The 26953-nt window shown below is 72.8% G+C and carries 19 protein-coding genes and 1 pseudogene; 9 read left to right on the top strand and 11 right to left on the bottom strand.

Translation table 11 applies throughout. The annotated features are described in order from the left end of the window. Positions 1-109: 109 nt before the first annotated feature. From E2B92_RS14840 to metG, 4 genes are all read right to left on the bottom strand, one after another. A complete protein-coding gene (locus tag E2B92_RS14840) occupies positions 110-4804 on the bottom strand; it encodes a putative T7SS-secreted protein (RefSeq protein ID WP_126887671.1) in 4695 nt (1564 codons plus the stop codon). Further along, positions 4805-5449 (bottom strand): hypothetical protein, encoded by a 645-nt coding sequence (locus E2B92_RS14845; protein ID WP_126887672.1) that lies wholly within the window; start codon positions 5447-5449, stop codon positions 4805-4807. After that, positions 5446-5949, bottom strand: coding sequence for an SseB family protein (locus E2B92_RS14850; RefSeq protein ID WP_235023820.1), 504 nt, complete (start codon positions 5947-5949; stop codon positions 5446-5448). The genes E2B92_RS14845 and E2B92_RS14850 overlap by 4 nt, the downstream gene beginning before the upstream one ends. A 139-nt stretch (positions 5950-6088) precedes the next feature. Beyond that, positions 6089-7696, bottom strand: a complete 1608-nt coding sequence (gene metG / locus E2B92_RS14855; RefSeq protein ID WP_126887673.1) for a methionine--tRNA ligase — start codon at positions 7694-7696, stop codon at positions 6089-6091. A 127-nt stretch (positions 7697-7823) separates the two neighbouring features. Here metG and E2B92_RS14860 point away from each other — a divergent pair, with 127 nt between their 5' ends. Both E2B92_RS14860 and E2B92_RS14865 read left to right on the top strand, forming a co-directional pair. Next, positions 7824-8480, top strand: a complete 657-nt coding sequence (locus E2B92_RS14860; protein WP_126889636.1) for a response regulator transcription factor — start codon at positions 7824-7826, stop codon at positions 8478-8480. After that, positions 8477-9738, top strand: a pseudogene (locus E2B92_RS14865) (sensor histidine kinase). Before E2B92_RS14860 ends, E2B92_RS14865 begins: the two are co-directional and overlap by 4 nt. On the opposite strand, the gene E2B92_RS14875 reads toward E2B92_RS14865, so the two are convergent. Further along, positions 9735-11447: a VWA domain-containing protein gene (locus tag E2B92_RS14875; RefSeq protein WP_133087557.1), complete on the bottom strand. Its 1713-nt coding sequence runs from the start codon at positions 11445-11447 to the stop codon at positions 9735-9737. The pseudogene E2B92_RS14865 and the gene E2B92_RS14875 overlap by 4 nt on opposite strands. A gap of 259 nt (positions 11448-11706) precedes the next feature. Between E2B92_RS14875 and E2B92_RS14880 the strand changes: the two genes are divergently transcribed. Further along, positions 11707-13752: a PhoX family protein gene (locus E2B92_RS14880; protein ID WP_126886320.1), complete on the top strand. Its 2046-nt coding sequence runs from the start codon at positions 11707-11709 to the stop codon at positions 13750-13752. 10 nt (positions 13753-13762) lie between these two features. Here the strand turns inward: E2B92_RS14880 and E2B92_RS14885 are convergent, their stop codons facing one another. From E2B92_RS14885 to E2B92_RS14895, 3 genes are all read right to left on the bottom strand, one after another. Next, positions 13763-14743: a hypothetical protein gene (locus tag E2B92_RS14885; RefSeq protein WP_126886321.1), complete on the bottom strand. Its 981-nt coding sequence runs from the start codon at positions 14741-14743 to the stop codon at positions 13763-13765. 72 nt (positions 14744-14815) lie between these two features. Then, complete coding sequence (locus tag E2B92_RS14890) at positions 14816-16231, bottom strand: APC family permease (protein WP_235023836.1); 1416 nt, start codon at positions 16229-16231, stop codon at positions 14816-14818. 308 nt (positions 16232-16539) lie between these two features. Continuing rightward, on the bottom strand, positions 16540-17517 hold the full coding sequence (locus E2B92_RS14895) for an endonuclease/exonuclease/phosphatase family protein (protein WP_235023821.1): 978 nt from the start codon (positions 17515-17517) through the stop codon (positions 16540-16542). A gap of 112 nt (positions 17518-17629) precedes the next feature. On the opposite strand from E2B92_RS14895, the gene E2B92_RS14900 reads away from it, so the two are divergent. The 3 genes from E2B92_RS14900 to E2B92_RS14910 all read left to right on the top strand — a co-directional run bounded on the left by E2B92_RS14900 (position 17630) and on the right by E2B92_RS14910 (position 19978). Further along, entirely contained in the window at positions 17630-18040 is a 411-nt protein-coding gene (locus E2B92_RS14900) for a hypothetical protein (protein ID WP_126886323.1), read from the top strand. Continuing rightward, positions 18040-19026, top strand: a complete 987-nt coding sequence (locus tag E2B92_RS14905; RefSeq protein ID WP_126886325.1) for an ATP-binding cassette domain-containing protein — start codon at positions 18040-18042, stop codon at positions 19024-19026. Before E2B92_RS14900 ends, E2B92_RS14905 begins: the two co-directional genes overlap by 1 nt. A 109-nt stretch (positions 19027-19135) precedes the next feature. Further along, positions 19136-19978, top strand: coding sequence for an ABC transporter permease (locus tag E2B92_RS14910; RefSeq protein WP_126886327.1), 843 nt, complete (start codon positions 19136-19138; stop codon positions 19976-19978). Between the two features lie 30 nt (positions 19979-20008). Here the strand turns inward: E2B92_RS14910 and E2B92_RS14915 are convergent, their stop codons facing one another. Then, on the bottom strand, positions 20009-20938 hold the full coding sequence (locus E2B92_RS14915) for a LysR family transcriptional regulator (protein WP_126886329.1): 930 nt from the start codon (positions 20936-20938) through the stop codon (positions 20009-20011). Positions 20939-20984: 46 nt separating this feature from the next. Here E2B92_RS14915 and cbiE point away from each other — a divergent pair, with 46 nt between their 5' ends. Together cbiE and cobM are read left to right on the top strand one after the other, a co-directional pair. Beyond that, entirely contained in the window at positions 20985-22241 is a 1257-nt protein-coding gene (gene cbiE / locus E2B92_RS14920) for a precorrin-6y C5,15-methyltransferase (decarboxylating) subunit CbiE (protein ID WP_235023822.1), read from the top strand. Beyond that, a complete protein-coding gene (gene cobM, locus E2B92_RS14925) occupies positions 22238-22987 on the top strand; it encodes a precorrin-4 C(11)-methyltransferase (protein ID WP_126886332.1) in 750 nt (249 codons plus the stop codon). The genes cbiE and cobM overlap by 4 nt, the downstream gene beginning before the upstream one ends. On the opposite strand, the gene E2B92_RS14930 is transcribed toward cobM, so the two are convergent. Further along, complete coding sequence (locus tag E2B92_RS14930; RefSeq protein WP_126886334.1) at positions 22975-24105, bottom strand: cobalt-precorrin-5B (C(1))-methyltransferase; 1131 nt, start codon at positions 24103-24105, stop codon at positions 22975-22977. The two genes, cobM and E2B92_RS14930, sit on opposite strands and share 13 nt — an antisense overlap. 11 nt (positions 24106-24116) lie before the next feature. On the opposite strand from E2B92_RS14930, the gene E2B92_RS14935 reads away from it, so the two are divergent. Further along, on the top strand, positions 24117-24863 hold the full coding sequence (locus E2B92_RS14935) for a cobalt-precorrin-6A reductase (RefSeq protein ID WP_126886336.1): 747 nt from the start codon (positions 24117-24119) through the stop codon (positions 24861-24863). Positions 24864-24894: 31 nt separating this feature from the next. Here E2B92_RS14935 and E2B92_RS14940 read toward each other — a convergent pair whose 3' ends face one another. Then, positions 24895-26931, bottom strand: coding sequence for a TerD family protein (locus E2B92_RS14940; RefSeq protein ID WP_126886338.1), 2037 nt, complete (start codon positions 26929-26931; stop codon positions 24895-24897). Positions 26932-26953: the final 22 nt, after the last annotated feature.

The raw sequence follows: 26953 nt of genomic DNA on the forward strand, positions 1-26953 counted from the left end.
AGGGGGCACCTCCTTATCCACCAGGGCAAGGCCGCATGCCTCTACCGTCTGTTCCCAATGCGGAGTGCGAGGGGGCATCTGCTCTTCTCTCTTCTTGGCCCGCGGCGTGTTATTCACCCGTGTAAAAGAAATGGTGATCTCCGCCGGGCTTGTTGATTTTCGCGTACCGCTCCATGTCTTCCGGATAGCCGAAGCTTCCGTCGTCACGTTGTACCCTGCGATTGTCCCAGCCGAAGTTAACCAGACTCCTGGTGTCATCGATTTTGGGTTTACCGGCGTGGAAATGCGTACCTTTGGGGTCATGGGTATGCTCGACGACGACACGGGAGCCGCGTTCTGTTTCGAATTGCCGGAACGTTCCCCAGTGAGCCGGATTGTCGGAATAGGTATACCCGGGGCTGTACTTCAGGTTCTTGTCCCCGGTCACCATCCATTCGGCGATCGGAGTCTCTCCGAAGGGAACTCCTGCAGCTTCGAACGCGGCTTCTTCTGCGTCCTTTCTGCGTTTGAACGGGTTTGAGTGCTCTCCCTTCGGAGGGCAGGGTGAGAGCCCGAGGGCGTCACTCCATGTTCCCGGGTTATGTACGTATGAGTGCGGGTTGGGTGCTGGCGCGAGACCTAGCGGGTCTGGGCTGAAATAACGTGCTGCTTCGGGGGAGTAATAGCGGAAGTAATTGTAGTGCAGACCTGTTTCAGGATCGAAGTACTGGCCCGGGAAGCGGAGCGGGGTGTACGTGGAGGCGTCGCGGTTCCAGGTCGTCGTACCCCACAGCGTGCTACGGGTGTGCCAGGCGAGGGTGCCTGATTCGTCGACGAGTTCCCTCGGGGTGCCGATCAGGTCGGTGACGATGGCGAAGAAGCGCTCGTCGACCGTGCCCTGCGGAGCGTCCGGGGCGCTGATGCGTTCTGTCTGAGTCAGCGGATGCAGGCCGTCGTGGTCCCAGGTGAGGGTGACGGGGCCGGGGAGCGTACCGCCGGAGGTGGTCTGCTCGCAGAGGGTCGCACCGTCCCAGGTGAAGGAGACCTGCTCCACCACGGCCACGCCGTCCGCGGCCAGGCGCTGTTTCGCGATGCGACGGCCGAGCGCGTCGTAGAGGTAGCACCACACCGTGCCGTCCGGGGTGGTCACGGAGACCAGCCGGTCTTCCGTGTCCCACGCGTACCGCCAGGTGTCCGGCTTGCGGGACAGGCGGGTCTTCTGGCGGAGGACGACGCGGCCCTGGGTGTCGTGTTCGTAGCGGACGCTGCCCGCTCGGGTGATGCGGGTGCCGGTGTAGGTGCGGGCGCCCGTGGCCTCCTGGCCGGGGTGGGTGGCGGGCCAGGAGGCCTCCGTCTGGTTGCCGGCCTCGTCGTAGGCGTACCGCTCGGTCCAGCCCTCGGCGTGGACGGCGGTGACCCGGCCGGTCACGTTCACGTCGAAGGTGCGGGTGCCGGAGAGCTGGTCGTGGACGCCGATCAGATTGCCGTCGGCGCGGTAGCTGTAGGCGCGGGACTGGACGGTGCGGCCGAGACGGATGACCTGCTGTCCGGTGAGGCGGCCCATCGCGTCGAAATCGTGAGTGAACGTGACCGCGTCGCCGATGTGCCGGGTCAGCTCCCTACCGGCGGCATCGTGCTCGAAGGTGAGGGAGCGGCCCGCGGTCGTCAGTCCTGTTCGGCGGCCGGCCGCGTCGTACGTCCACGCGCTGATGGCTCCGGTGGGTGTCGTCCGGCCCGTGAGGCGGCCGAGGACGTCGTACGTGAACTCCAACCGCGCGCCGTTGACCGTCTCGGATTGGAGCCGCCCGTACTTGTCTCGCAGCCGTGTGAGGGTGGCGTCGGGACCGGTCGCCACCGCCAGTTCGTCGAAGATGTCGTACGCGAAGGTGGTGACCGCACCCTCGGCGTCCTTGCGGACGACCTGGCCCAGCTCGTTGTGCTCGAACCGGACCGTCTGCCCCACACCGTTCGTGCGGGAGACCAGCCGGCCCGCCGCATCATGCGCGTAGGTCAGGACGCGGCCGTCGAAGTCCGTCTCCGAGGCGAGCCGGCCGGCGGCGTCGTACACGTAGGTCCATGTCAGGCCCTGCGGGTTGCGGACCTGCGTCAATCGGAGGTTCGTGTCGTGGGAGAACTCGTAGCGCGAACCGTCCGGGTCCGTGCGGGACGTCAGCAGGTCGAAGTCCGTGTACTCGAAGCGGGTGACCGCGCCCATGGCGTCCGTGTGCGACAGGCAGTTGCCCTCGCCGTCGTACGTCCAGGACTGCTCGCTGCCGTCGGGGTCGGTCCGGCGGGCGAGCTTGCCCTCGACGGTCCATTCGAGGCGGGTCACCGAGCCGAGTGGGTCGGTGATGGTGACCGGACGGCCGAAGGCGTCGCGCTCGTAGTGGACGGTGGCCCCGAGGGGATCGGTGACCGTGACAGGCAGCCCGGCGCGGTCGCAGCGCAGGGTGGTCGCGTGGCCGAGTGCGTTGGTGACCGTCGTGAGATGGCCCTCCGCGTCGTATGCGAAGCGGGTTGTGGACCCGGCGGAGTCGGTGACCGAGGTGCGGTTGCCCTTCTCGTCGTACGTCTGGCGTATCGACGTGCCGTCTGCGCCCCGCACCCGGACCGGCAGGCCCATCTCGTTGTACTCCGCCGACAGCCGGCGGCCGTCAGGACGAACCACTTCTGTCAGGTGGCCCGCGTCGTCGTACGTGGAGTGGGTGACGTGGCCGAGCGGGTCGGTGCGGGACAGGAGCCGGTGGTAGTGGTCGTATTCGTAACGGGTGACCGCGCCCAGCGGGTCGACTTCGCCGACGACCTGAGCCCTGTCGTTGACGAGGAAACGGGTGGTGTGCCCCAGCGCGTCGGTGACGGAGGTCTGTTGCAGACCGGTGTCGGGGTCGGTCTCGTCCCATGTGAAGCGGGACTCCATGTGACCGTTCGCGCCCGACTGGTACACGCAGCGGTGCCGCTCGTCGTAGACGTAGCCGAAGCGGCTGCCGTTGGTGTCGTTCCAGGACGTGATGCGGCCGAGTTCGTCGTTGCCGAAACGCAGGGGCAGGCCGGAGGAGTTGGTCACCGAGGTCAGGTGGCCGTCCGTGTAGCCGTAGCGGAGGATCGTCTGATCCGTGCCGTCGGGGGCGGCGCCCGCGAGGTGGAGCGCGGTGATCCGCCCCTGATCGGTGGTGAGCTTCAGGTGGTAGCCGCCGTGGTGGAGGACTGACGTCGGCGCACCGGTCTCGTCGTACTCGTAGGTGATCGAGCGGCCGTTGCGGTCGTCGATCCGCGTCAGCAGGGCCAGGTCCGTCGCCTGCTCGGTGAAGTGCCAGACCCTGCCGGTGCCGGGGTCGGTGACGGTGTACGCGTCCCCGTCGCGGTTCAGGGGCCAGCGGCGGCCGTGGGTGGGCATGACCGGCACGCCGGGCGCGGGGTGCGGGTAGGCCAGGAGGCCGCCGTCCTCGCAGACGAACACCACGCCTTCCGCGTCGATCTCCAGGCGCTGGTCGACGGTGCTCGCCCACGTCGGGCCGAACCAGCGTCCCGCGCGGTAGGACGACTCGAAGGTGCGGGTGAAGACCAGCGGCAGAGACCCTGGGAGGACGATGTCCGTCTGCGGCAGGACCATCCGGCCCGTCGCCATGTCGACGGGGTCACCCTTGCACTGCCGGTCCGTGCACTCGCGCGACGTGCCGTGGGGATCCTCACTGTGTCCGTCGCGGCCCTTGCCGGTCCCGCCCCTGGCGTCGTCCACGCCCTTGCGGGCGAGGGACTTGAGCCCACCCGCACCCTTCGTGCCGAACGCTTCCGGGGCCAGCCGGCCCCAGAACTCGCTCGGGTCCTCCTGGAACGCGTCCCAGGCGCCCTTCGCCGCCCGGTCGGGGTGGGCGGCGCTCGTCACGACGCCGGCCAGGGTCATGTTGACGTTCTCGTAGTACTCGGCCGGATGCGTGAGGTTGTACCCGTCGAGCGGATGGATCGAGCGGACGAAGTTGGTGAGGCCGACCGTGCCTTTCACGGCGCCGCCCACGAAGTGCGTCGTCTCGATGCCGTTGCCCAGGGCGAGGTCCATCACGCCGAGCCGGGCGCGCTCCATGGCGGACTTCTCGGCGGGCGCGTGGGCGAGGGCCGCAGTGACGATTCCGTTGGCCATCTCGGCGGCCTCGTCCCGCTGGCGGCGGGCGGCGTCGAGTATGTCCTGGGCCTGATCGCGCTGAGCCTGTCCCGGGTCGGTGAAGGGGGCCGGCTCGGGCAGTGGGGCGTCGGTGGTGCGGGCCTTGTTGTACGCGTCGACCTTCTCGTTGTGCGCGTCGACGGCCTTCCGGGAAACCTCGTTGCCCTGCTTGTACAGAGCGATGGCCTCGCGCGCCATCCCCTGTGCCGCGGTCACCGTCGCGGCGTAGGCCGTCAGCGCCGCCGCCGCGGCCTCGAAGGCGTCCGCCGCGTGCAGCCAGTCCGTGGGCAGGAGCTCGAATTTCTCACGGAAGGTGTCGGCGGCCTCGCCCTTCCAGTGGGCGGAGTCCAGCTTCTTCATGCCGCCGCCGACCATGGCGAACGCGGCGCTGAAGTCACGCAGGCTATTCGCACTGGCGGTGATCTTGGACGCCTGACCGTGGATCAGCTCACTGGCCTCCTCGCTCTGGCCGAGCTGCTTCTCACCGACCTCTGCCCCCAGTGCCGAGGCCGCGCTGTCACCCCAGTCGGTGACCGACTCGGCGACGCCTTCCGCGCCGACGTGGTCCAGCACCTCCCCGAGGGCGTCGGTGCCCTTGTCGACGCCCATGCCGACGACCTTCTCGCCGGCTTCCCACAGGTCCCCCGCCTTGCCCAGCCAGTCCGTCATCTACTCGCTCCCCCAAGCCGGCCGCTCCGCACGGTCGACCGCCTCCTGGGTGGGGTCGAACGTCTCGCGCATGCGCTGGTCCACGGCCTCACGCAGCGCCGGGTCAAGGGCGCCGCTGCTCTCCAGCGAGTCCAAGGCGGCGTCCTCGACGTCGTAGCCGGTGTCCTTCCACGTCTGCTCGACGTTCCGTTGCGCCGCCGCCATCGACTCCGCGCTGTAGTCCGCGTTGTCGCCGGTCCTCTGGGACCTGATCTCGTCCCAGTCCTTGGCCTTGACCTCGTCCTCCGTGAGGTGCGGATTGCCGTTCACCGCGTTCACGGCGATCTTGATGGTGTCCTTGACGTACTGCTCCTGCTCGTGGAAGGCACCGGCGGACAACCCGACAGCCGAGGCGAAGCCATTGCCCCGCTGCATCAGCCCCCGGACGCCCCACTCCCAGCGCTCGCAGAACGTCTTGAACCCGGCTGCGAGCCCGGCGTGCCCCAACTCCAGGCCGGTCAGGGAAAGTTCTGAGAAGCCGCGACCGGCGGTGGCCTCGCCGATCATGCCGAGGTCCTTCAATTCCTCGTGCGCTTTGTCGATGCCCAGCGCGATCAGGCGCAGCCCCGCCTGGGACGCCGCGAGATCAGGATCCGTACCGCTCACCGTGTCCCCCCGAGTCCGGCCACCGCGGCGTCCGGCACGACACCCTCCACCGGCGGGAACAGCACGCCGTCGGCGCTCCCCGCGTCCAGCGCCACGCCCGCGGGGACGCCCAGCTTGGGCACCAGCACGTCCAGCAGCCGTGCGCCCAGCACCGCCCGGTACTCCCAGTCCCGCCCCGCCTCACCACGTGCATGTGCGAATCGCGCCAGTGCCTCCTCGTGCGAGAACGCGCAGATCCACCGCACCCCGCCCTGCTCGGCGGTCCACGGGCCCCCGTACGGATCGACCGGCACCAGCACCGCCGTACGCCGGAACTCACCCAGCAGGACGGCGAACGCGCGCCGTGCCGCTTCCTGTTGTGGGCCGACTGCCGGGGACGGCGCCCCTTCCGGCACGGCGGAGACCCCCGGTGCGCCGCTCAGGTCGGCCAGCTCGGCCAGGCTCGAGTGCGGACCATGCCGCTGCTCGCCCGTCCCATGCCCCTCCCCGTTCATGGTCATGAGGGCGATCATCACATGGCCGGATTTTCGACTGCAACGACATGTCCGGGAAACGGCCGAATGCCGTGCGTGCGCATGCGACAGGACCGCCGCGCTCCGGGGGAGGCGGCGGTCCTGGGTGGTGCGGGGTGGGAGGACGTCAGTCCTTCTTCGGCTCCTCCAGGCGCGGGAAGAGGACCGCGCCCTTGGTGACCGTGGCGCCGGCGGGGAGGCGGCCCCAGGTGGCGGCGTCGTCGACGCGCTGGTCGGCGAGGGCGCCCAGACCGGGCTCGGCGCCGAGGGAGTCCCACAGCTTCTGCGAGGTCTCCGGCATGATCGGGTTGAGCAGCACGGCGACCGCGCGGAGCGACTCGGCGGCGGTGTAGAGGATCGTCGCCAGGCGGGCCCGGCCCTCGTCGGAGTCGTCCTTGGCGACCTTCCAGGGCTCCTGCTCCGTGATGTAGCCGTTGACCTGCTTCACGAAGTCGAAGATCGCCAGGATGCCGCCCTGGAAGTCCAGCTCCTCGCCGATCTTCCGGTCCGCCTCCGCGACCGCCTTGGCCAGGCCGTCGTGGACGGCCGCCTCGGCCGGGCCGTCGGCCTCGGACGCGGGCAGCGCGCCGCCGAAGTACTTGCCGACCATCGCCGCCACGCGCGAGGCGAGATTGCCGTAGTCGTTGGCCAGCTCGGAGGTGTACCGGGCGGTGAAGTCCTCCCACGAGAACGAACCGTCCTGGCCGAAGGCGATCGCCCGCAGGAAGTACCAGCGGTAGGCGTCCACACCGAAGTGCGAGGTCAGGTCCTGCGGCTTGATGCCGGTCAGGTTCGACTTCGACATCTTCTCGCCGCCGACCATCAGCCAGCCGTTCGCCGCGACCTTGCCGGGCACGGGCAGGCCCTGCGCCATCAGCATCGCCGGCCAGATCACCGCGTGGAAGCGCAGGATGTCCTTGCCGATCAGGTGGACGTTGGCCGGGAAGGTCTCGTCGAACTTCGCCGGGTTCTCGTTGTAACCGACCGCCGTCGCGTAATTCAGCAGCGCGTCGACCCACACGTAGATGACGTGCTTCTCGTCCCAGGGGATCGGAATGCCCCAGTCGAAGGTCGACCGCGAGATGGAGAGGTCCTCCAGGCCCTGCCTGACGAAGTTCACGACCTCGTTGCGGGCCGACTCCGGCTGGATGAAACCGGGGTTCTTCTCGTAGAAGTCGAGCAGCTTCGGGCCGTACTCGCTGAGCTTGAAGAAGTAGTTCTCCTCCTTGAGGATCTCCACCGGCTTCTTGTGGACCGGACAGAGCTTCACACCCTGCTCGTCCTCGATCAGGTCGCCGGGGAGCTTGTACTCCTCGCAGCCCACGCAGTACGGGCCTTCGTACCCGCCCTTGTAGATCTCGCCCTTGTCGTACAGGTCCTGCACGAACTCCTGCACACGGTCGGTGTGCCGCTTCTCCGTCGTGCGGATGAAGTCGTCGTTCGCGATGTTCAGGTGCTCCCAGAGGGGCTTCCAGGCCTCCTCGACGAGCTTGTCGCACCACTCCTGGGGAGTGACACCGTTCGCGTCGGCCGTGCGCATGATCTTCTGACCGTGCTCGTCCGTGCCGGTGAGGTACCACACCTTCTCGCCGCGCTGACGGTGCCAGCGGGTGAGCACGTCGCCTGCGACGGTCGTGTAGGCGTGGCCCAGGTGAGGAGCGTCGTTGACGTAGTAAATGGGGGTCGAGACGTAGAACGCCTTCGCCCCCTGCTTCTCGGATCCAGTGGCCGCCATGGTCGAAATCCTATCCGGCCGCGGAAGCTGCCCTCACCTTCGTTTCACGTGGGGAGACGGCAGGGCGAGACGCGGGAGGGCGGGGGCGGAGACACCGGCGAAACGTCCGGGCGGGGAGGGTGGGGGCATGCGTGTACTGGTTGCCGAGGACGAGACGGTCCTCGCCGAGCTCGTCGCCGCCGGACTGCGGCGCGCCGGATTCGCCGTCGACACCGTCCACAGCGGCGACGCCGCCCTCGCCCACCTGGGGCTGTACGACTACGACGTCGTCGTCCTCGACCGCGACCTGCCCCGGATGCACGGCGACGAGGTGGCGCGGCGGCTGGTGGCCGGCGGGGCGCGGACCCGCATCCTCATGCTGACCGCCGCCGCCGGGCTCGAGGACCGGGTGGCAGGGCTCGACCTGGGCGCCGACGACTACCTGGGCAAGCCGTTCGAGTTCCCCGAGCTGGTGTCGCGGGTACGGGCGCTGCGGCGGCGCAGCGCCCGGCCGCCCGTGCCGCCGCTCCTGGAGCGGCACGGACTGAGGCTGGACACGGTACGGCGGACCGCCGAGCGGGACGGGCGGGACCTGGAACTGTCGCCGAAGGAGTTCGCCGTGCTCCAGATCCTGCTGGAGGCGGAGGGTGCCGTGGTGTCGGCGGAGGAGCTGCTGGAGCGGGCCTGGGACGCGCACGCCGACCCGTTCACCGGGGCGGTACGGGTCTGCATGAGCAAGCTGCGCGGCAAGCTCGGGGAACCGGCGCTGATCCGCACGGTGCAGGGCGTGGGGTACGCGCTGTGATCGGGCCCGGCTCGGCGATACGGATACGGATCGCCCTGGTGCACGGGGCCGTCTTCCTGCTGCTGGGCGGCTGCCTGCTCGGTGTGGTGAACCTGCTCTCCGGGGCCGGGACGCGCGGTGAGGCCGAGGAGATCGTGGCGCGGATCGAGGGCCCTGACGTCGTCCGCGTGGAGCAGGTCAGCGGTGACGTCAGCCGGGCGGCCTCCGAGCAACTGCTGATCTGGTCCGGCGGCGCACTGCTGGTCATGGCGCTGTGCGCCGTGGTCGTCGGGTGGTGGACGGCGGGGCGCGTGCTGCGCCCCGTGCACGAGATGACGGCCCGCGCCCGGCGGCTCTCGGAGCGGAACCTGCACGAGCGGCTCGGCGTGAGCGGCCCGGACGACGAGCTCAAGGAGCTGGGCGACACGATCGACGCCCTGCTGGGGCGGCTGGAGGCGGCGTTCGACAGCCAGCGGCGGTTCATCGCGAACGCCTCGCACGAACTGCGCACGCCCCTCGCCACGCAGCGCGCGGCGATCCAGGTCGGGCTGGACGACTCGGTCCCGGAGCCGGTCAAGCAGGTGCTGCTGGACACCAACCGGCGCAGTGAGCGGCTGATCGACGGCCTGCTGGTGCTGGCGCGCAGCGAGCGCGGGCTGGAGGAGCGGGAGGCGGTCCGGCTGCGGGAGGTCGTCGAGGAGGAGTGCGAGGCGTACGGCGTGGAGGTGTCCGGGGCGGTGGCGGGGGGGGGGGGGGGGGGGGGGGGGGGGGGGGGGGGGGGGGGGGGGCGGGGCCGGGGGGGGGGGGGGGGGGGGGGGGGGGGGCGGGTGTGGGGGAGGCCGGTGCGAGGGGGGCCGGGACTGTGGGGTCGGGGCCGGTGGGGCCCGGCGCCGGGCGGGCCGGCGGAGGGGGCGGTTCGGTCGTGATGGGCAGCCGGGTGCTGATCGCGCAGCTCACACGGAACCTCGTCGCGAACGCGGTCGCGTACAACCTGCCGGACGGTACGGGATGGGTCCGCGTGACCGTGGACGGCGGCGTGCTGACGGTCGCGAATACCGGGCCGGTGGTCCCCGAGGCGGACATACCGGGGCTCTTCGAGCCGTTCCGGCGGGGAGAGGGGCGGGACCGCATGGGGCCCGGCGCGGGGCTCGGGCTGTCCATCGTGCGGTCGATCACGGCCGCGCACGGAGGGACGGTGTCGGCCGTGGGCCGGGAGGGAGGGGGCCTGGTCGTGACGGTACGGCTGCCCGTGGGCGACCAGGCCCCCGAGCGGCCCTAGGCCGACCAGGTCGCGAGGACCTCGCGGTAGAAGGTGGCGTGCGGGACGTCGCGGGGCGCGGGGCCCGCGTGGAAGAACCCGGCGTTGGGCGCCTCCAGCTTGCGGAGGTAGTCGAACGCCTTGGAGTCCTCCTCGCCGAACGCCACGAACTGCCAGTACACGTCCTTGGCGCTGGTCGCCGCGTCGGTCAGGGCCTGCGTGGCGGCCGTTCTCGACTCGGGGGCGCCGTCCGTCTGGAACAGCACGAGAGCGGGGCGGTCCGCCGCCCCCGACTTCCCGTGGTGGGCCAGCACCTCCGCGACGGCCCGGTCGTAGTTCGTCCGACCCATGCGGCCGAGCGAGCTGTGCAGGGCCTCGATCCTGCCCTCGATGTCGTCGAGGGTGACCTCGCCGGTGCCGTCGATCTCGGTCGAGAAGAACACGACCGGGACGCGCGCCTCCTCGTCGAGGTGCGCGGCCAGCGCGAGCGCCTGCTCGGCCAGGTGCTGGGCGCTGCCGTCCTTGTAGAACGGCCGCATCGACCCGGAGCGGTCGAGGACCAGGTACACGGTGGCGCGCGCACCCACGAGCCCGCGCTTGCGCAGCGCGGCCCCGGCCGCCTTGTACGCGTCCGCGAGCTGGGGCGCCCGCGTCTTGACCCGCGCGAGGGAGAGGGCGGGCTTGGCCACCGGCGCGTCGGCGTCGGCGTCGGCGTCGGCGTCGGGGGCGGGGGCGGGGGCGGGGGCGGTGTCGGCGTCGGGGGTGGTGCCGGCGCCGGTGGCTGGGGCGGTGTCTGGCGCGTCGGCCTCGGGCTCGGTGGCGGCGGCCTCGGGGGCGGGCTCCGGCTCGGTGGTGTCGGCGTCGGCCTTGGCGTCTGCGTCGGCCTCGGAGGCGGTTTCCTGCGGGGCCTCCGCTCCTGGGGCGACGGTGGCTTCCTCGGTGGGGGCGGTCGCCTCGGTGGCGGGCTCGGGAGTGGCGGGAGACTCGGCCTCGGGCTCGGTGGCTTCCTGCGGGGCGTCCGCCTCTGGGGCGGCTTCCGCCGGGGCGGTCGCTTCCTCGGTGGGGGCGGTGGCAGGCTCGGGGGCGGTGGTGTCGGCGTCCGCCTCGGGCTCGGGGGCGGCCGGGGCGGCTTCCTCCGCTGCGGGGGCTGCGGCGGGGGCCTCGCCCTCGGGCTCGGAGGCTGCGGTGGCTTCCTGCGGGGCCTCAGCCTCGGGGGCGGCTGCCGCCGGGGCGCTGGTCGCTTCCGGCTGCGGGGCCTCCGTGGTGGCGGCCAGGGGCTCGGGCTCGGCCGCCGGCTCGGGCTCGTCGGCCTGGGGCTCGGGCTCGGGCTCCGGCGCGGGGGCGGCGGTCTCGGCGGGGGCCTCGGCCTGCGGCTCCTCCGTAGCGGGGGCAGCGGCCTCCGCCGCCGGTTCCACGGCAGGCTCCGCCGCCGGTTCCGCGGTCGGCTGGGACGGGATGTCGGGCTTCGCCGTGGCCGCCGGGTCCGGGGTGGCCTCGCGGGCCGCCGGGACCGGGGCGCGGCGCGGCTGGGGGTTGTCGAACGACGCCGCCACCAGGTCCGCCGCCGTCCGCTCGGCCTGGGAGGGGGAGGACGGGGACGGGACCGTCGCCGTGGGCTCCTCCTGGGGCACCGCGCGTTCCGTCTGGGGCGGGACGGAGGCGGCTGCCGTCTCGTTGCGCTCCGCACGGTCGCGTCCAAACACCTTGCGCAGCAAGCTCCGAATGCCCATGGGCGAGGCCTTTCGCATGTTGGGTGCCGTGTATGTCCGTACTGCTAGGAATCATCCCTGGCCAGGGCGGACACGTAAGGTTAGCCGCCCCGAGTGGCGCCGAAAGGCAAGGGGCATTCGCGTCAACCCCACCCCTGACGCGCCGCATTCACCCACCGTTCACCCCGCCGCCGCCGACCTGCACATCTACGCGCCTAACGTCACCGCCGGACCGATTCCCGACACCATGTCGGCGCAGGCTGCGCCGGAGGAGGACGAAGTGCGCAAGCTGCTCCCGCTGCTGAGCACCAACCCGCACGGAGGCGGCCGTTCCGCCCTCACCTGCCGTTACCGGTGCGGCGACGCCTGCTTCCACGAGGTGCCCAACACCAGCGACAACGAGTACGTCGGCGACGTCATAGCCGGGGCGCTGTCGCGCCGTTCGATGATGCGTGCCGCCGCCGTCGTCACCGTCGCCGCCACGGCCGGCGGTGCCGTCGTCGCCCAGGCGGGCGGACAGGAGGCGGTCGCCGCCACCCCGCGCACCGCGGGCAGCGGCTCCGGCGCCCGGGGCCTGCGCTTCACGCCCGTGGCGCCCAACAAGGACGACAAGGTCACCGTCCCCGAGGGCTACGCCCAGAGCGTGGTCATCCGCTGGGGCGAGCCCATCCTGCGGGGCGCGCCCGCCTTCGACCCGGACAAGCAGACCGCGAAGGCCCAGGCCGGACAGTTCGGGTACAACAACGACTTCCTGTCCCTGCTGCCGCTCCGGGGCGAGCACGGCCGCCAGGTCCTCGTGGCGAACCACGAGTACACCGACGAAGTGCTGATGTTCAAGGGGTACGACCCCGAGAACCCGACCCGTGAGCAGGTCGAGATCGCGTGGGCCGCCCACGGCCTGTCCGTGGTCGTCGTCCAGGAGGAGCACCGCTCCGGCAGGCTGACGCCCGTCACGCGGCACCCGCTCAACCGGCGCCTCACCGCGACCAGCGAGTTCGAGCTCACCGGCCCGGCCGCCGGCAGCGCGCTGCTGCGCACCGGCGCCGACCCGACCGGCCGCAAGGTCCTCGGCACGCTCAACAACTGCGCCGGCGGCACCACCCCCTGGGGCACGACGCTGCACGGCGAGGAGAACTTCAACCAGTACTTCGCCAACGGGTCCTCCGCGACCGACAAGCGGTACGGCATCGGCAGCGGCGCCACCGAACGCAAGTGGGAGCGGTTCGACAAGCGCTTCGACGCCAAGCAGGAGCCCAACGAGTCCCACCGCCACGGCTGGGTCGTCGAGCTCGACCCGTACGACCCGGACTCCACGCCCCGCAAGCGCACCGCGCTCGGCCGCTTCAAGCACGAGGCCGCCCAGCCGCGCCTGACCGCCGACGGCCGCCCGGTCGTCTACATGGGCGACGACGAGCGGTTCGACTACTTCTACAAGTTCGTGTCGTCGAAGCGCATGATGAAGGGCAACTCCCGCAAGGCCCGCGAGCACAACCTCACCCTCCTCGACGAGGGCACCCTGTACGTCGCCAAGCTCACCGGCGACAGCCCGCAGGACATCGACGGCACCGGCAAGCTTCCGGGCGACGGCGAGTTCGACGGCAGCGGCCAGTGGATTCCGCTCGCGACGGGCGACACGAGCCACGTCCCCGGCATGACCGCCGAGGAGGTGTACGTCTTCACGCGCCTCGCCGGTGACAAGGTCGGCGCCACCAAGATGGACCGGCCCGAGGACGTCGAGCCGTCCCCGCGCACCGGCCGCGTGTACGTCGCCCTCACCAACAACAAGGACCGCGGCGCGGCGGGCAAGGCGGGCGCCGACGAGGCCAACCCGCGCAACAACAACAAGCACGGCCAGGTCCTGGAGCTGGCCGAGCACTGGGACGACCCGGCCTCCGACGGCTTCGCCTGGCGGCTGTTCCTGGTCGCGGGCGACCCGGAGGACCCGGCCACGTACTTCGCGGGTTACCCCAAGGAGAAGGTCAGCCCCATCTCCTGCCCCGACAACGTGGCCTTCGACCCGTACGGCAACCTGTGGATCTCCACGGACGGCAACCAGCTCGGGTCGCACGACGGCCTGTTCGGTGTCGCCACGCACGGCGAGCGGCGCGGTGAGCTCAAGCAGTTCCTGACCGTGCCGACCGGCGCCGAGACCTGCGGTCCGATCATCCAGGAGCGCCGCGTCCTCGTCGCCGTACAGCACCCGGGCGAGGTCGACGGGGCGTCCGTCGAGAAGCCCGCCTCCGCCTGGCCCGACGGCCCCGGGAAGATCGTCCGCCCGTCGGTCGTCGCCGTGTACCGCAAGGACGGCCGGAACATCGGCGTCTGACGCACGGGGGTCATGAGGTGGCGCGGGCCGTCCCCCCGCGCCACCTCGTGAACTGCTCCGCCGGGTCGCCCGTGTACGCCCACGGCACCCACGACGCCCGCGCGTCCAGGAGCCCGAACAGGTCCCCGTACACCTCGGGCATGCCCGCGTAACAGGCGGCGTGCGTCAGGTAGTTCAGCGGCTCGACCTCCTCCGGTCGCACCGGCCCGGGCGGCCGCCCGCCCAGCCACCGCTCCCAGGTGCGCCGCACCTCCGTCGCCGCCAGCTCGTGCTTCCAGTGCTGGTCGAAGCCGCGCACCGGGCCCTTGCCGCGCGCCGCGTCCGCGATGTACCGGTACTCCTCCACCCGCGCGATCTGCACCAGCACCGGCAGCGGCGACCCGGGCGGCGCCGCCCCCGCCGCGTCCCGCGCGAAGTCGTACATCGAGCCGTGCGTCCCGTGCCACCGCGCCGACCGGTAGCGCAGCACCTGCACGTGCCCCTCCAGGTTGTGCGGGTCGCGCCGCCGCAGCTCCTCCCACCAGCGCCGCAGCTCCACGCGGCCCACCCCGCCCTCGTACAGCCGCGCCACGGTCAGCAGCGACACCCAGGGCATCGGGTCGGCGGGCCGGGCGTCGGCGGCGCCCAGGCAGGCCATCACCGTGACGTCGAGTCTCGCCCGGTCCACCGCCGCGCCCCGCCCCACCGCGATGGCCTCGTCGAAGGCGCGCACGACCTCGGTCGCCGCCCGCAGCACCGCCGCGTCGGGGTCGCCCGGCTCGGCCGCCCGCCATGCCTCGACGGCGGTGCTCCCGGCCGCCGCGTGGGACAGCAGCCGCAGCCGGTGGGTGCGCAGGGCCCAGTCGTCCCCCGTGTCGCGCAGCAGGTCGCGCACGCCCTGCCAGCGGCCGATAACGATGTCGTGCCGGGCGCGCCCCAGCGCCCGGTCGCCGAAGTCCGGGTCGAAGTCCGGCTCGAAGCGCGTGGAGCGGCGGCTGCGGCGTACGGCCATCTCTCTGTCCCCCCGTCAGAAACACGCTGATCCGGCCCTGCTGTCTCGTCGTCCTGTCGTCCTGTCGTCCTCTTAGAAGTCGGTCGACAGTGTTTCGTTCCCGGTGGCCGTGTGGTGGTGCTGTCGCGGCAGGCCGTACGGGTCCGCCGCCGCCATCGCGCGGGCCGCGTCCAGCCGCGCCGGACGGTAGTACGCGCTGCCCTTGCGCCAGTACCAGACCATCGGCACGATCCCGGCCCCCAGCCCGCCCAGGCCGATCGCCGCGGCGGTGCCGGTCAGCCCGCCCAGCGACTCGAAGAAGATCCAGAACATGAAGGCCGCGCCCAGCAGCGGCCACGCGCCGCCCAGGACGAAGTCCCGTACGGAATGCAGCAGCATCCGGCGGTAGGCCACCACGGCGGCGACGCCCGCGAGCCCGTAGTAGAAGGCGATCTGGAGCCCCATCGCGTTGACCGCGCTCGTGAGGATGTCGCCGACCGATCCGAGCGCCGTCGCCGCCACGAACATCACCAGCGCCACCGCCCCGACCACGGTGATCGCCACCCACGGGGTGTTCCAGCGGGGGTGCACGGAGCCGAGGGCGGCCGGCATCGTCCGGTCCCGTCCCATGGCGAACAGCGACCGGGTGACCTGGATCAGCGTGGTCTCCAGGGTGGCCACGCTCGACAGCATCACCGTCACGATCAGCAACTTGCCGCCGACGCCCGGCCACACGGCGTCGCCGAGCAGCGCCAGCACGTTGGCACCGCCCGAACGGACCTCGTCCGCCGACAGGACGACGTTGACGGCGATGGTGAACGCCTCGAAGAGCAGGAAGACGACCCCGATGCCGACCAGGGCCGCGAGCCCGGCCGTACGGCGGCTGTCGCGGGTCTCCTCGCTCAGATTGCTGGTGACGTCCCAGCCCCAGTAGTAGAACGCGGCGATCAGCGCCCCGGCCGCGAAGCCGGACACCCCGTCGAAGTGCCCGAGGCCCAGCCAGGACCAGTCGAAGGCGGTGGCGGCGCCCCGGTGCAGGACCACGCCCCCGATGAACAGCAGCAGAATGGTCAACTCCACCCCGGTCAGCAGCAGTTGCGCCCGTACGGTGAGCCGGGCGCCGCCCAGGACCACCAGCAGCATCAGCAGGAACCAGCCCGCGCCCACGGCGGTGGCCCACGCGGTGTCGTCGGCCAGTCCGGGGGCGAGGAGCGCCAGGGTGAGCTGCCCGGCGGGCAGGGACCCGGCCACCATGAAGAGGGTCGCGGCCACGATCAGCGCCCACCCGGACAGGAAGCCCAGGGCGGGGTGCAGGGTCCGGCCCACCCACGAGTAGCTGGCGCCCGCGTTGACGTCGATCCGGCCCAGCCGGCTGAACGCCAGGACGATGCCCAGCATGGGGATGGCGCAGTAGAGCAGCGCGGCCGGCGCGGCGAGGCCCACGGCGCCGACGAGCACGGCGGTGGTCGCCGCGAGCGAGTAGGCGGGCGCGCTGCCCGCCACGGCCATCACGATCGTGTCGAACGTACCGAGGACATTGGGCTGGAGCCCCCGCCCGGGACCCCGCCCGGGAACCCTGCCGGGAGCCCTGCTGTGAGCCTTGCTGGAAACGCTGCGCATGGCGAATGTCCTTGTATGGCACGGCATATGGCGTTGGAGCGGGAGCTGACCGCGCATGCGTCGGCATGGGACGTCACGCGTGAGTCGTGCGCATCGTAGTCGGGTGGACGCGCTGCGGTGAGTGCACCCGGAAGCCCGGCGTCCGGCTCCCTGGTCGGCGGACCGGGTCCGCCGAGGCAGCCCTCCGCCTGCCCCGGTTACGGCCGGGCGTGCAGGTCGAGATCGACCAGGAGCGCCCGGTGGTCGGTGCGGGGCAGGTCCAGGAAGCGCGCGCCGCGCACCGAGAAGTGGGCGCTGACGAGCACGTGGTCGATCTGCGCGTACGGGGGTACGGCCCGGCCCCGGGGCCAGGAACCGGTCCGGGCGGCGCCGGCGAGGCGGGCGGCGTCGTGGAGGGCTCCGGAGTCGAGCACGGAGCGGAAGGCGGCGTGGTCCTGGGTGGCGTTGAAGTCACCGGCGAGGATGACCGGCCCACCCCGGTGGGCGGCGGCGAAGTCGCGGAGGAGGCCCAGCTCGCGCTTCCAGAGGCCGATCAGACCGGGCAGCGGCGGCATCGGATGGGCGAGCCGGACGGTCACGTCCCCGGGGCCGACGCGGGCCGTGGCGCCCGGCATGCCCATGGTGGTGCCCGGCAGGGCGGGCTCGGGGGTGAGCGGCCGGGCGCCGAGGATCACCGAACCGGCCGGCCCGGCGGCGGCGACGTGGGCGCCGTACGGGTAGCGGTCCCCCAGCCCGGCGCCGAGGGCCCGCGCGCAGGCGGGGTCGCACTCGGAGACGAAGACCAGGTCGGGGCGCTCGCGGCGGACGGCGGCGACGAGCTCGCCGGTCGCGTTGCCGAACTCCACGTTGGCGGCCAGGACGCGCAGTCGCGCGGTGACGGGCCCGCGGGCGGGCGTGTCGGCGGGCCCGTACGGCTGCGTGAACCACAGGGCCAGGGCGAGCACGCCGCCGGCCCACGCGGCCAGGACCGGCCGCCGGACCAGGAGCGCCCCCAGCAGGGCGAGCCCGGCGGGGACGGCGAGCCACGGCAGCAGCGCCAGGAGCTGCGGCACGGGCGTGACGGCGTCGGTGCCGAGGAGCCGGCAGCCGGTGACGGCGGTGGGCACGACGAGCAGCAGCCCGGCGGCCCACGCGGTGGCCCGGCGGAGCAGGTGCGAGGTGGAGGGAGCGGCCAAGCCGTCACCTTCTCATGGCGCCCCCGCCCGCGTCCCCGTTCCGACAGTGATCCATTTGCCGGTCCGGGGCGGCGGGTGTGCTCTGGAGGGAGGTCAGTGGAAGGAGCGCGCCATGGCCGTGCACACGAGCCTGCCCGGACGGCACCGCCGCCCAGGGGAGCGGGCGACCCGCCCTCACGTACACCGGTCCAGCCTGATCGTCCTCGCGGTGTGCGCCGTCCTGTACGGCCTGTACGCCGAGGTCGTCGTCCGCCACGGCGACGGCCCCTTCACCGGGGGCCAGGCCGTGCTCGCGGTGGTCAGCATGGTCGTCTTCGGCGCCCTCTGGTACGGCTACCTGCTGGTGCGCCGCGCACTGCCGCGCGAGGCGCGGGCGGCCGCGTTCGGCCTGCTGTTCGGCGGCAGTATCGGCTTCCTCTACGGCCTGTCCGGCAACAGCGTCCTCACGGTGGCGGTGGTCTCGCTGATCCTGGCGGTGTCGTCGGGGCTGGCGGCGTTCTACGTGTTCTACACCCACGAGTGATGGCGGGCACGGACCCGGCCATCGAGACGAACGGCCTGGTGAAGGTCTTCGGCGACAACAGAGCGGTCGACGGCGTCGACCTCCGGGTGCCCGCCGGCACCGTGTACGGGCTGCTCGGGCCGAACGGGGCGGGCAAGACGACGGCCGTGAAGGTGCTGGCGACGCTGCTGCGGCCGGACGGTGGCGAGGCGCGGGTCTTCGGCAGGGACGTGGTGCGGGACGCGGACGCGGTACGCGGGCGGGTCAGCCTCACCGGGCAGTACGCCTCCGTCGACGAGGACCTGACCGGCACGGAGAACCTGGTGCTGCTGGGCCGCCTGCTCGGACACGGCAAGCGGGCGGCGCGGGAGCGCTCTGCGCAGTTGCTGGAGGCGTTCGGGCTGGCGGAGGCGGCCGGCCGGCAGGTCAAGAACTACTCGGGCGGCATGCGGCGCCGTATCGACATCGCCGCGTCCATCCTCAACACCCCGGACCTGCTGTTCCTGGACGAGCCGACGACCGGCCTGGACCCGCGCAGCCGCAGCCAGGTGTGGGCGATCGTCCGGGCGGTCGTCGCCCAGGGCACCACCGTGCTGCTGACCACGCAGTACCTGGACGAGGCGGACCGGCTGGCGTCGCGGATCGCGGTGATCGACCGCGGCAGGGTGATCGCCGAGGGCACGAAGGGCGAGCTGAAGGCGTCCGTGGGCTCCGGGTCCGTGCACGTCCGGCTGCGCGAGCCGGGGCAGCGGCCGGAGGCGGAACGGGTGCTGGCGGGCGCGCTGAACGCGACCGTGCAGCTCGACCCCGACCCGGTGGCGCTGACCGCGACGGTCGACGGGCACGGTACGGAGCTGGGTGCGGCCGAGCAGGCGGCGCGGGCGCTGGCGGAGCTGGCGCGGGCGGGCGTCATGGTGGACGACTTCGCGCTGGGCCAGCCGAGCCTGGACGAGGTGTTCCTGGCGCTCACGGACCGGACGGACCGGGCCGAGGAGACCACCGGATGAGCGCCGAGGAGACCTCCCGACCGGGCCGAGGAGACCACCGGACGAACGCCGAGGAGACCTCCCGACCGGGCCGAGGAGACCACCGGACGAACGCCGAGGAGACCACCGGATGAGCACCGTCACCGACGACGCCGCCTTCACCGGCCCGCGTACCGAGGACCTCGCGGCCCTGCTGGTCGCCGGCGGGCGGCCGCCCCGCCCGAGCGCGCTGTCCGCCTCCCTGACCTTCGGCTGGCGCGCCGTGCTGAAGATCAAGCACGTGCCGGAGCAGCTCTTCGACGTCACGGCGTTCCCCGTCATGATGGTGCTGATGTACACGTACCTCTTCGGAGGCGCGCTGGCCGGGTCGGCCGCGGCGTACATCCAGTACCTGCTGCCCGGCATCCTCACCCTGAGCGTCGTGATGATCACGATGTACACCGGGGTGTCGGTCAACACGGACATCGGCAAGGGCGTCTTCGACCGGTTCCGTACGCTGCCGGTCTGGCGCCCCGCCCCCCTGGTCGGCTACCTGCTGGGTGACGTGCTGCGCTATGTGATCGCGTCCGCCGTGATGCTCACGGTCGGCCTGGTCATCGGCTACCGCCCGCACGGCGGTGTGGTCGGCGTGGTGGCGGGGGTGGTGCTGCTGCTGGTCTTCTCGTTCGCGTTCTCCTGGATCTGGACGATGTTCGGCCTGCTGCTGCGCGGGGAGAAGTCCGTGATGGGCGTCAGCATGATGGTGATCTTCCCGCTGACGTTCCTCAGCAACATCTTCGTCGACCCGAGGACCATGCCGGGCTGGCTCCAGGCGTTCGTCAACAACAGCCCGGTCACCCATCTGGCGAGCGCGGTACGGGGGTTGATGGCCGGCGAGTGGCCCGCGGCGGACATCGGCTGGTCGCTGGGGTGGTCGGCGCTGTTCGTCGGCGTCTTCGGCACGGTGACGATGCGGGTGTACAACCGCAAGTGACGCGGGTGACCGCGAGGAGAGTCCGGCGGCTCACCAGCCGCGTGCCTCGCGCACCAGCAGGTCGCGCACCAGCGCCAGGTGCGGGTGGTCCACCGCGCCCGGGCGGCGGACCAGGTAGGCGGTGTTGATCGGCGGGTCCTCCGGCGCCAGCAGCGCGACGAGCGTGCCGTCCGCCAGCTCGCCCGCGCACAGGTAGCGCGGCAGCACGGCGACGCCGCCGCCCGCCGCCACCGCCGCCAGCACGCCCCGCAGGTCGGGCACCGTCACCGAGGCCCGGGCGGTCAGCCGGGTGCCGAAGACGTGCCGCCAGTAGCGGCGGGTGATCGGCAGGTCCTCCGCGTACGCCACCAGCGGCACGCCCCGCAGCGCCGCCGCGCCCTCGGCCGCCACCCGCCCCGGCCCGATGCGGTCCGCCCACCCGGGCGCGGCGACCAGCACGAACTCCTCGTCCATCAGCGGTGTCGCCACCAGCGCCCGGCCACGCGGCCGGTACGTCGCGATCACCAGGTCGTGGTGGCCCGCCCGCAGCCCCTCCAGCAGGTCGTCCGTCAGCCCCGTCGCCACCCGCAGCACCACGCCCCGCGCGGCCGTCGGCGCCGCCAGGGCGGGCAGCACCCGCAGGCACAGCAGCTCCGCCGGCCCCGCCAGCCGGACCGGCCCGGCGCCGCCCTCGCCCGGTGGCCCGCCCGTCACCGCCTCCAGCGCGTCCAGGGGCCCGGCGACCCGGGCCGCGAGGTCGTCGGCGACGGCCGTCGGGACGACCCCGCGCGGGAGGCGGGCGAACAGCTCCCGCCCCAGCTTCCGTTCCAGCGCTCTGACCTGCGCGGTGACCGTCGGCTGCGACAGGCCCACCAGCCGCGCGGCCGCCGTGAAGGAGCCGGAGCGGTGCACGGCCAGGAAGGTGCGCAGCAGCGTCAGGTCCAGTGGCCCGCTCGCCGTGTCGGGTGCCCTGTCGGTCATGCCCCCGACCCTAGGGCTCCGCGACCGGCGGGTAGGGTTCCAGCCCGTGAGCAGCCCCGGACCCGTACCCGTCAGCCCCGAGCCCGTGACCGTCGTCGGTGTCGGCGCGGACGGCTGGGCCGGGCTCCCCGACGCCTCCCGGGCGGCCCTGCGCGCCGCCGACGCCGTCATCGGCGGCGACCGGCAGCTCGCCCTCCTGCCCGCCGACTGCGCCGCCGAGCGCGTCGCCTGGCCGTCCCCGCTGCGCCCCGCCGTCCCCCGGCTGCTGGCCGAGCACCGCCGCGACGGCCGCCGGGTCGCCGTCCTCGCCAGCGGCGACCCCATGTTCTACGGCATCGGCCGCGCCCTGGCCGAAACGGTGGGTCCCGGGGAGCTGCGCGTCCTGCCGCACCCGTCCTCCGTCTCGTACGCGTGCGCCCGCCTCGGCTGGCCGCTGGAGGACACCGAGACCGTCACCCTCGTCGGGCGCCCGCTCGCCTCCCTGGCCGCCGCGCTGCACGACGGGCGGCGGCTGCTGGTGCTGAGCGCGGGCGCGTCGACCCCGGGCGAGGTGGCCGGGCTGCTGCGCGAGCGGGGCTTCGCGCCGAGCCGCCTCACCGTGCTGGAACAGCTCGGGTCCGACCGCGAGAACCACCTGACCGGCACCGCCGCCGACTGGCCCCACCCGCCCGGCGACCCGCTGAACGTCATCGCCGTCGTGTGCGTACGCGAGCCGGGCGCCCTGCGCCTGGGGGCCGTTCCGGGGCTGCCGGACGCCGCGTACGAGAACGACGGCCAGCTCACCAAGCGGCATGTGCGGGCCGCGACGCTCGCCGCGCTGGCGCCCGCGCCCGGCGAACTGCTGTGGGACGTCGGCGGCGGCTCCGGCTCCATCGGCATCGAGTGGATGCGCGCCCACCGCACCTGCCGCGCCGTCACCGTCGAGCGCTCCCCCGAGCGGGCGGAGCGGATCGCCCGGAACGCCGCCGCCCTCGGCGTCCCCGGCCTCCGGGTGGTCACGGCCGCCGCTCCGGCCGGGCTCACCGAACTGGACACCCCCGACGCGGTGTTCATCGGCGGCGGGCTGACCGCGCCCGGGCTGCTGGACGCCTGCTGGGCGGCTCTGCGGCCGGGCGGGCGGCTGGTCGCCAACACCGTGACCCTCGAGTCCGAGGCGCTGCTCGCCGACCGGTACCGGCGCCACGGCGGGGAACTGGTCCGGCTCGCGGTCGCGCACGCCGTGCCCGTGGGCGGCTTCACCGGCTGGCGCCAGGCCATGCCGGTCACCCAATGGTCCGCAACCAAGCAGGAGACAGAAGGATGACCGTCTACTTCATCGGGGCGGGCCCCGGCGCCGCCGACCTGATCACCGTGCGCGGCGCCCGCATCCTCGCCTCCTGCCGGGTGTGCCTGTACGCCGGGTCGCTGGTGCCGCGCGAGCTGCTCGCCGAGTGCCCGCCGGACGCCCGGCTCGTCGACACCGCCCGCATGGACCTGGACGCCATCACCGCCGAGCTGGTCCGCGCCCACGAGGAGGGCCACGACGTCGCGCGCCTCCACTCGGGCGACCCGTCCGTCTTCAGCGCGGTCGCCGAGCAGATGCGGCGGCTGGACGCGGCGGGCATCCCGTACGAGGTCGTGCCGGGCGTCCCGGCGTTCGCCGCCGCGGCCGCCTCGCTCAAGCGGGAGCTGACCGTCCCGACCGTGGGCCAGACGGTGATCCTGACCCGGATCGCCGAGCAGGCCACCGCCATGCCCGAGGGCGAGGACCTGGCCACGCTGGGCCGCAGCGGCGCCCTGCTGGTGCTGCACCTCGCCGCCCGGTACGTCGACCGGGTCGTCGCCGAGCTGACCCCGCACTACGGCGCCGACTGCCCCGCGGCCGTCGTCGCGATGGCCAGCCGCCCCGACGAGGTGATCCTGCGCGGCACGCTCGCCGACATCGCCGCCGCCACCAAGGAGGCCGGCATCACCCGCACGGCGGTCATCCTGGTGGGCCGCACCCTGGCGGCGACCCAGTTCCGCGACAGCCACCTGTACTCGCCGGAGCGCGACCGTCACACCTGCTGAGCGCCCCGGGGTTCACTGCGCCCCACCACCGTGCCCGCCCGGTCGATGCACACCACGTCGACCGCGACGGGCGCGCCGCGCAGCACCGCGAGCGCCTGGTCGCGGGCGGCCACGGCCACCAGGTCGCCCAGCGGGACACCGGCCGCGGCGCAGAGCTGGAGCGCGGCCAGCCCCGTGTTGGCGGACGCCACCTCGGCCGCCAGGGCCTCGTCGGCGCCGCCGCGGCGGGCCAGCTCCGCCAGGAAGCCCTTGTCGACCTGGGAGCGCGCCGAGTGCAGGTCCAGGTGGCCCGCCGCGAGCTTGGACAGCTTGGCGAACCCGCCGCAGACGGTGAGCCGGTCCACGGGGTGCCTGCGTACGTACTTGAGGACCGCCCCGGCGAAGTCGCCCATGTCCAGCAGGGCGTCCTCGGGCAGCCCGTACAGGGCGGTGACCGTGCGCTCCGAGGTCGAGCCCGTGCACCCGGCGACATGGGTGCGGCCCGCCGCCCGCGCCACGTCCACGCCGCGCCGGATGGAGTCGATCCAGGCGGAGCACGAGTAGGGCACGACGATCCCGGTCGTGCCGAGGACGGACAGCCCGCCCAGGATGCCCAGGCGGGGGTTCCAGGTGGAGCGGGCGATCTCCTCGCCGCCGTCGACCGAGACGGTGATCTCGACGTCCCCGGTGCCGCCGTGGGCGTCCGCGACCTCTGCGACGTGCTCGCGCATCATCCGGCGCGGCACCGGGTTGATCGCGGGCTCGCCCACCTCCAGGGGCAGCCCCGGCCGGGTGACGGTACCCACGCCCGCCCCCGCGCGGAACACCACACCGGAACCGGCGGGCAGCACCCGTACGGTCGCCCGCACCAGCGCCCCATGGGTCACGTCGGGGTCGTCCCCGGCGTCCTTGACGACGCCCGCCATGGCGGAGGCGCCGGTCAGCTCCTCCGCCGCCAGCGCGAACGCCGGGGTCTGCCCCTTCGGCAGCGTGATCGTCACCGGGTCGGGGAAGTCCCCGGTCAGCAGGGCGGTGTACGCGGCGGTCGTCGCCGCCGTCGCGCACGCCCCGGTCGTCCAGCCGTGCCGCAGGCCGGTGTGCTTGAGTTGGGCGCTGCGCCCACCCGTCGCCTCACCCATGGACCGTCACCGTGCACCTGCTCCTTCTCGGCGGCACGACCGAGGCCCGCCGCCTGGCCGAGTCCCTCCACGGCACCGTGCGCGTGACGACCTCGCTCGCGGGCCGTGTCGCCGCGCCGAAGCTGCCGCCGGGCGAGGTGCGCGTCGGAGGGTTCGGCGGCGCCGAGGGCCTGGCGCGCTGGCTGCGCGAGCACCAGGTGGACGCGGTCATCGACGCCACCCATCCTTTCGCGGACACGATCAGTTCCCACGCGGCCGGTGCGGCCGCCGACGCCCATGTTCCCCTGCTGGCTCTCCGCCGGCCCGGGTGGGCCCCCGTGGAGGGTGACGACTGGCACCCGGTGGACAGCCTGACGCAGGCCGCCGACACCGCCCGCACCCTGGGGCGGCGCGTCTTCCTCACCACGGGCCGGATGGGCCTCGCGTCCTTCGCCCACGTCTCGGACGCCTGGTTCCTCGTCCGTTCCGTGGACGCCCCGGAGCCGCCGTACCCCCCGCGCATGGAGGTCCTCCTCGACCGGGGCCCCTTCACCCTGGACGGCGAGCGCGAACTGCTGCGCCGCCACGCCATCGACGTGCTGGTCACCAAGGACAGCGGCGGCGCGGCCACGGCCCCCAAGCTGACGGCCGCCCGCGAGGCGAACATCCCGGTCGTCCTGGTCCGCCGCCCACCCGCCCCTGCCGGCGTCCCCGTCGCGACGACCCCCGAGGAGGCGGCGACCTGGGCCCTCCGGCTGGCGGGCCCGGCCGCGGGCTGAGGGGCCGGCCCCCCACGCCCCGGCGGCCGCGTCAGCGGTCGGCCACCGGCTCCTCGTCCTGGACGCGGTGGGCGCCGCGTCGGTCCAGGTGGGCGACGACCTGAGCGTGGAAGCGGTCCACGGCCTCGTCCACGCTGCGGATGAACCCGCTCTCGGCGGAGCCGCGGCCGGTCCCCATGCTTTTGAAGAGCGAGAGCCGGAAGCCGACGATCTCGGCGCCGTCCTTCGGCAGGATGTCGGCCGGTTCGGGGCGCAGCCGTTCCAGGGTGCCCCTCGGGCCCGCTCCCGGGCCCGCGACCAGTGTCTCGATGTGCAGGTCCGCCGGAGCCGCCACCAACTGGCGGAGCAGGCGTTTGGCCTTGGTGAGCGGATAACCGTGCTCGGCGGCCGGCAGCTCGATCGAGGTGCGCAGCTTGCCCGTGCGCAGATCCGCCGTGATGGCGAGGGTCCCCTGGGTGTCCTCCATGCGCAGCTCGGCGTGCAGCCGTCCCTCCAGGCACAGCCGGTCCGCCATCTCGGCACGCCGGGTACGGGGGTCCGTACCGCGCTTGGCGCGCTGTACGGGCAGCACCTTCCGGCCCAGTTCACCACCGAGCCGCAGACACACCTGCCTGATCAGCCGTTCCCAGCTCTCGGTGACCTCCGTGGCCCGCGCATCACCCTGGCACAGGGTCTCGTTGTCGATCCCGTTCCGCACCGGTACCCAGGCCGATCCCATGTTCTGGAACCCGTGACACCCCGAGTTGTCGTGCTGGAGGTAGTGCAGCAGCTCGTGCAGCAGCCATGCGTGCGCGGCGTTGCCCACGCCCTCGTGCCGGATCAGCATCTGTGCCTGGTGGGCGACTTCGGCCCAGGAGAGGTGCCAGAGCGCCACCTTGTGCTTGCGCCGTCCGTCGATCTTGACCTCGACCAGCGGGCTGCCCTCCAGGGCGACGTCGTTGGACAGCGTGATCACGGCTTCGTAGCCGCGCCGGGCGGCGATGTCGACGTACGCCTGGACCTGCTCGGACCTGAGGGGGTTGCCGTTCGTCTTCGTCTCGACGAGAGCGGTCCACAGCTTCCCGGCGCGCTCGACGCGGATGACGCCGTCGGGACGTTTCGGGGAGTCGCCGTGCGGCAGGGACACTTCCGTGTACGTCTCCATCCGCCCGGCCGGTGCTCCGAAGCCGGCGGTGAGGCGCCGGCCGAACTCCGGTACCTGCGCCATCACCGAGAGCAGGACCGACGTGGCCCGGTTCTCGCGTTCCCGGTCACTCTTGAGCGCGGTGACGGGGAAGAGCCGGGCGCTCCTCCAGGACTCGTTCTCGGCGAGGGACTTCCTGGTGGTCTTCGGGAGGGTCACCTTCTTCTTCGCGGTGCGCGGCCGCGCGGGTTTCCTCGTCCCGCCCGTGCCCGCCGGAGGCTCGTCCGTCCCCGCCGGGGCGGCCTCGGCGGCCCGGGGCGGGGGGACGGGCGCCGGTCCGGTGACCACGGCCGGCGCCGGACCGCTCGCCGCCTCCGGCTCCGGGCCGGTCTCCTCCGTGTCGTCCTCGATGTCGACACCGAAATCCGTCGCCAGACCGACCAGCCCGGAGTGGTACCCCTGGCCCACGGCGCGGAACTTCCAGTCGCCGGACCGGCGGTAGAACTCGCCGAAGATGAAGGCGCTCACCACACCGGCGTCCTCGACGGGGAACCGGACCAGTCCCTCGCCCGAACCGTCGACGAGCGACAGGCAGAGGTCGTCGAGTTCACCGAAGTGCGCCCCGTCGTACCGGCTGGCCGCCACGATGATCCGCTGGACGTCGGACGGTACGGCGTCCAGATCGAAACTGATCCGGTCCTCGCTGCCGTCGGCGGTGGGCGTCTTGCCCAGGAGCTGCACGCTGCCGTCGGCGGCGACCGGGTTGTTGTAGAAGTAGAAGTCGGCGTCGCTGCGCACCTTTGCGGTGCCGTCGAGCAGGAGCACGGACACGTCCGCGTCACCCTCACCGGTGCTGCTGCTCCAGCTCAGGCCCACCGTCACGGAACCGACGTCCGCACTGAGCGCCGACAGGCCGACATTGGCGCCCTTGACCATCGTGTGCATGCGGCCCCCCATACGCACAGCC

It is taken from the genome of Streptomyces sp. WAC05374, assembly GCF_004353505.1.
In the GTDB taxonomy this organism is placed as follows: Bacteria; Actinomycetota; Actinomycetes; order Streptomycetales; family Streptomycetaceae; genus Streptomyces.

What these genes read in the sequence shown, in the direction of transcription:
- E2B92_RS14930 (WP_126886334.1), bottom strand. Translation starts at nt 24,105, where the DNA reads ATGGGTGAGGCGACGGGTGGGCGCAGCGCCCAACTCAAGCACACCGGC.
- E2B92_RS14940 (WP_126886338.1), bottom strand. Translation starts at nt 26,931, where the DNA reads ATGCACACGATGGTCAAGGGCGCCAATGTCGGCCTGTCGGCGCTCAGT.
- E2B92_RS14860 (WP_126889636.1), top strand. Translation starts at nt 7,824, where the DNA reads ATGCGTGTACTGGTTGCCGAGGACGAGACGGTCCTCGCCGAGCTCGTC.
- E2B92_RS14840 (WP_126887671.1), bottom strand. Translation starts at nt 4,804, where the DNA reads ATGACGGACTGGCTGGGCAAGGCGGGGGACCTGTGGGAAGCCGGCGAG.
- E2B92_RS14885 (WP_126886321.1), bottom strand. Translation starts at nt 14,743, where the DNA reads ATGGCCGTACGCCGCAGCCGCCGCTCCACGCGCTTCGAGCCGGACTTC.
- E2B92_RS14850 (WP_235023820.1), bottom strand. Translation starts at nt 5,949, where the DNA reads ATGACCATGAACGGGGAGGGGCATGGGACGGGCGAGCAGCGGCATGGT.
- E2B92_RS14890 (WP_235023836.1), bottom strand. Translation starts at nt 16,231, where the DNA reads ATGGCCGTGGCGGGCAGCGCGCCCGCCTACTCGCTCGCGGCGACCACC.
- E2B92_RS14900 (WP_126886323.1), top strand. Translation starts at nt 17,630, where the DNA reads ATGGCCGTGCACACGAGCCTGCCCGGACGGCACCGCCGCCCAGGGGAG.
- E2B92_RS14905 (WP_126886325.1), top strand. Translation starts at nt 18,040, where the DNA reads ATGGCGGGCACGGACCCGGCCATCGAGACGAACGGCCTGGTGAAGGTC.
- cobM (WP_126886332.1), top strand. Translation starts at nt 22,238, where the DNA reads ATGACCGTCTACTTCATCGGGGCGGGCCCCGGCGCCGCCGACCTGATC.
- E2B92_RS14915 (WP_126886329.1), bottom strand. Translation starts at nt 20,938, where the DNA reads ATGACCGACAGGGCACCCGACACGGCGAGCGGGCCACTGGACCTGACG.
- E2B92_RS14910 (WP_126886327.1), top strand. Translation starts at nt 19,136, where the DNA reads ATGAGCACCGTCACCGACGACGCCGCCTTCACCGGCCCGCGTACCGAG.
- E2B92_RS14875 (WP_133087557.1), bottom strand. Translation starts at nt 11,447, where the DNA reads ATGGGCATTCGGAGCTTGCTGCGCAAGGTGTTTGGACGCGACCGTGCG.
- metG (WP_126887673.1), bottom strand. Translation starts at nt 7,696, where the DNA reads ATGGCGGCCACTGGATCCGAGAAGCAGGGGGCGAAGGCGTTCTACGTC.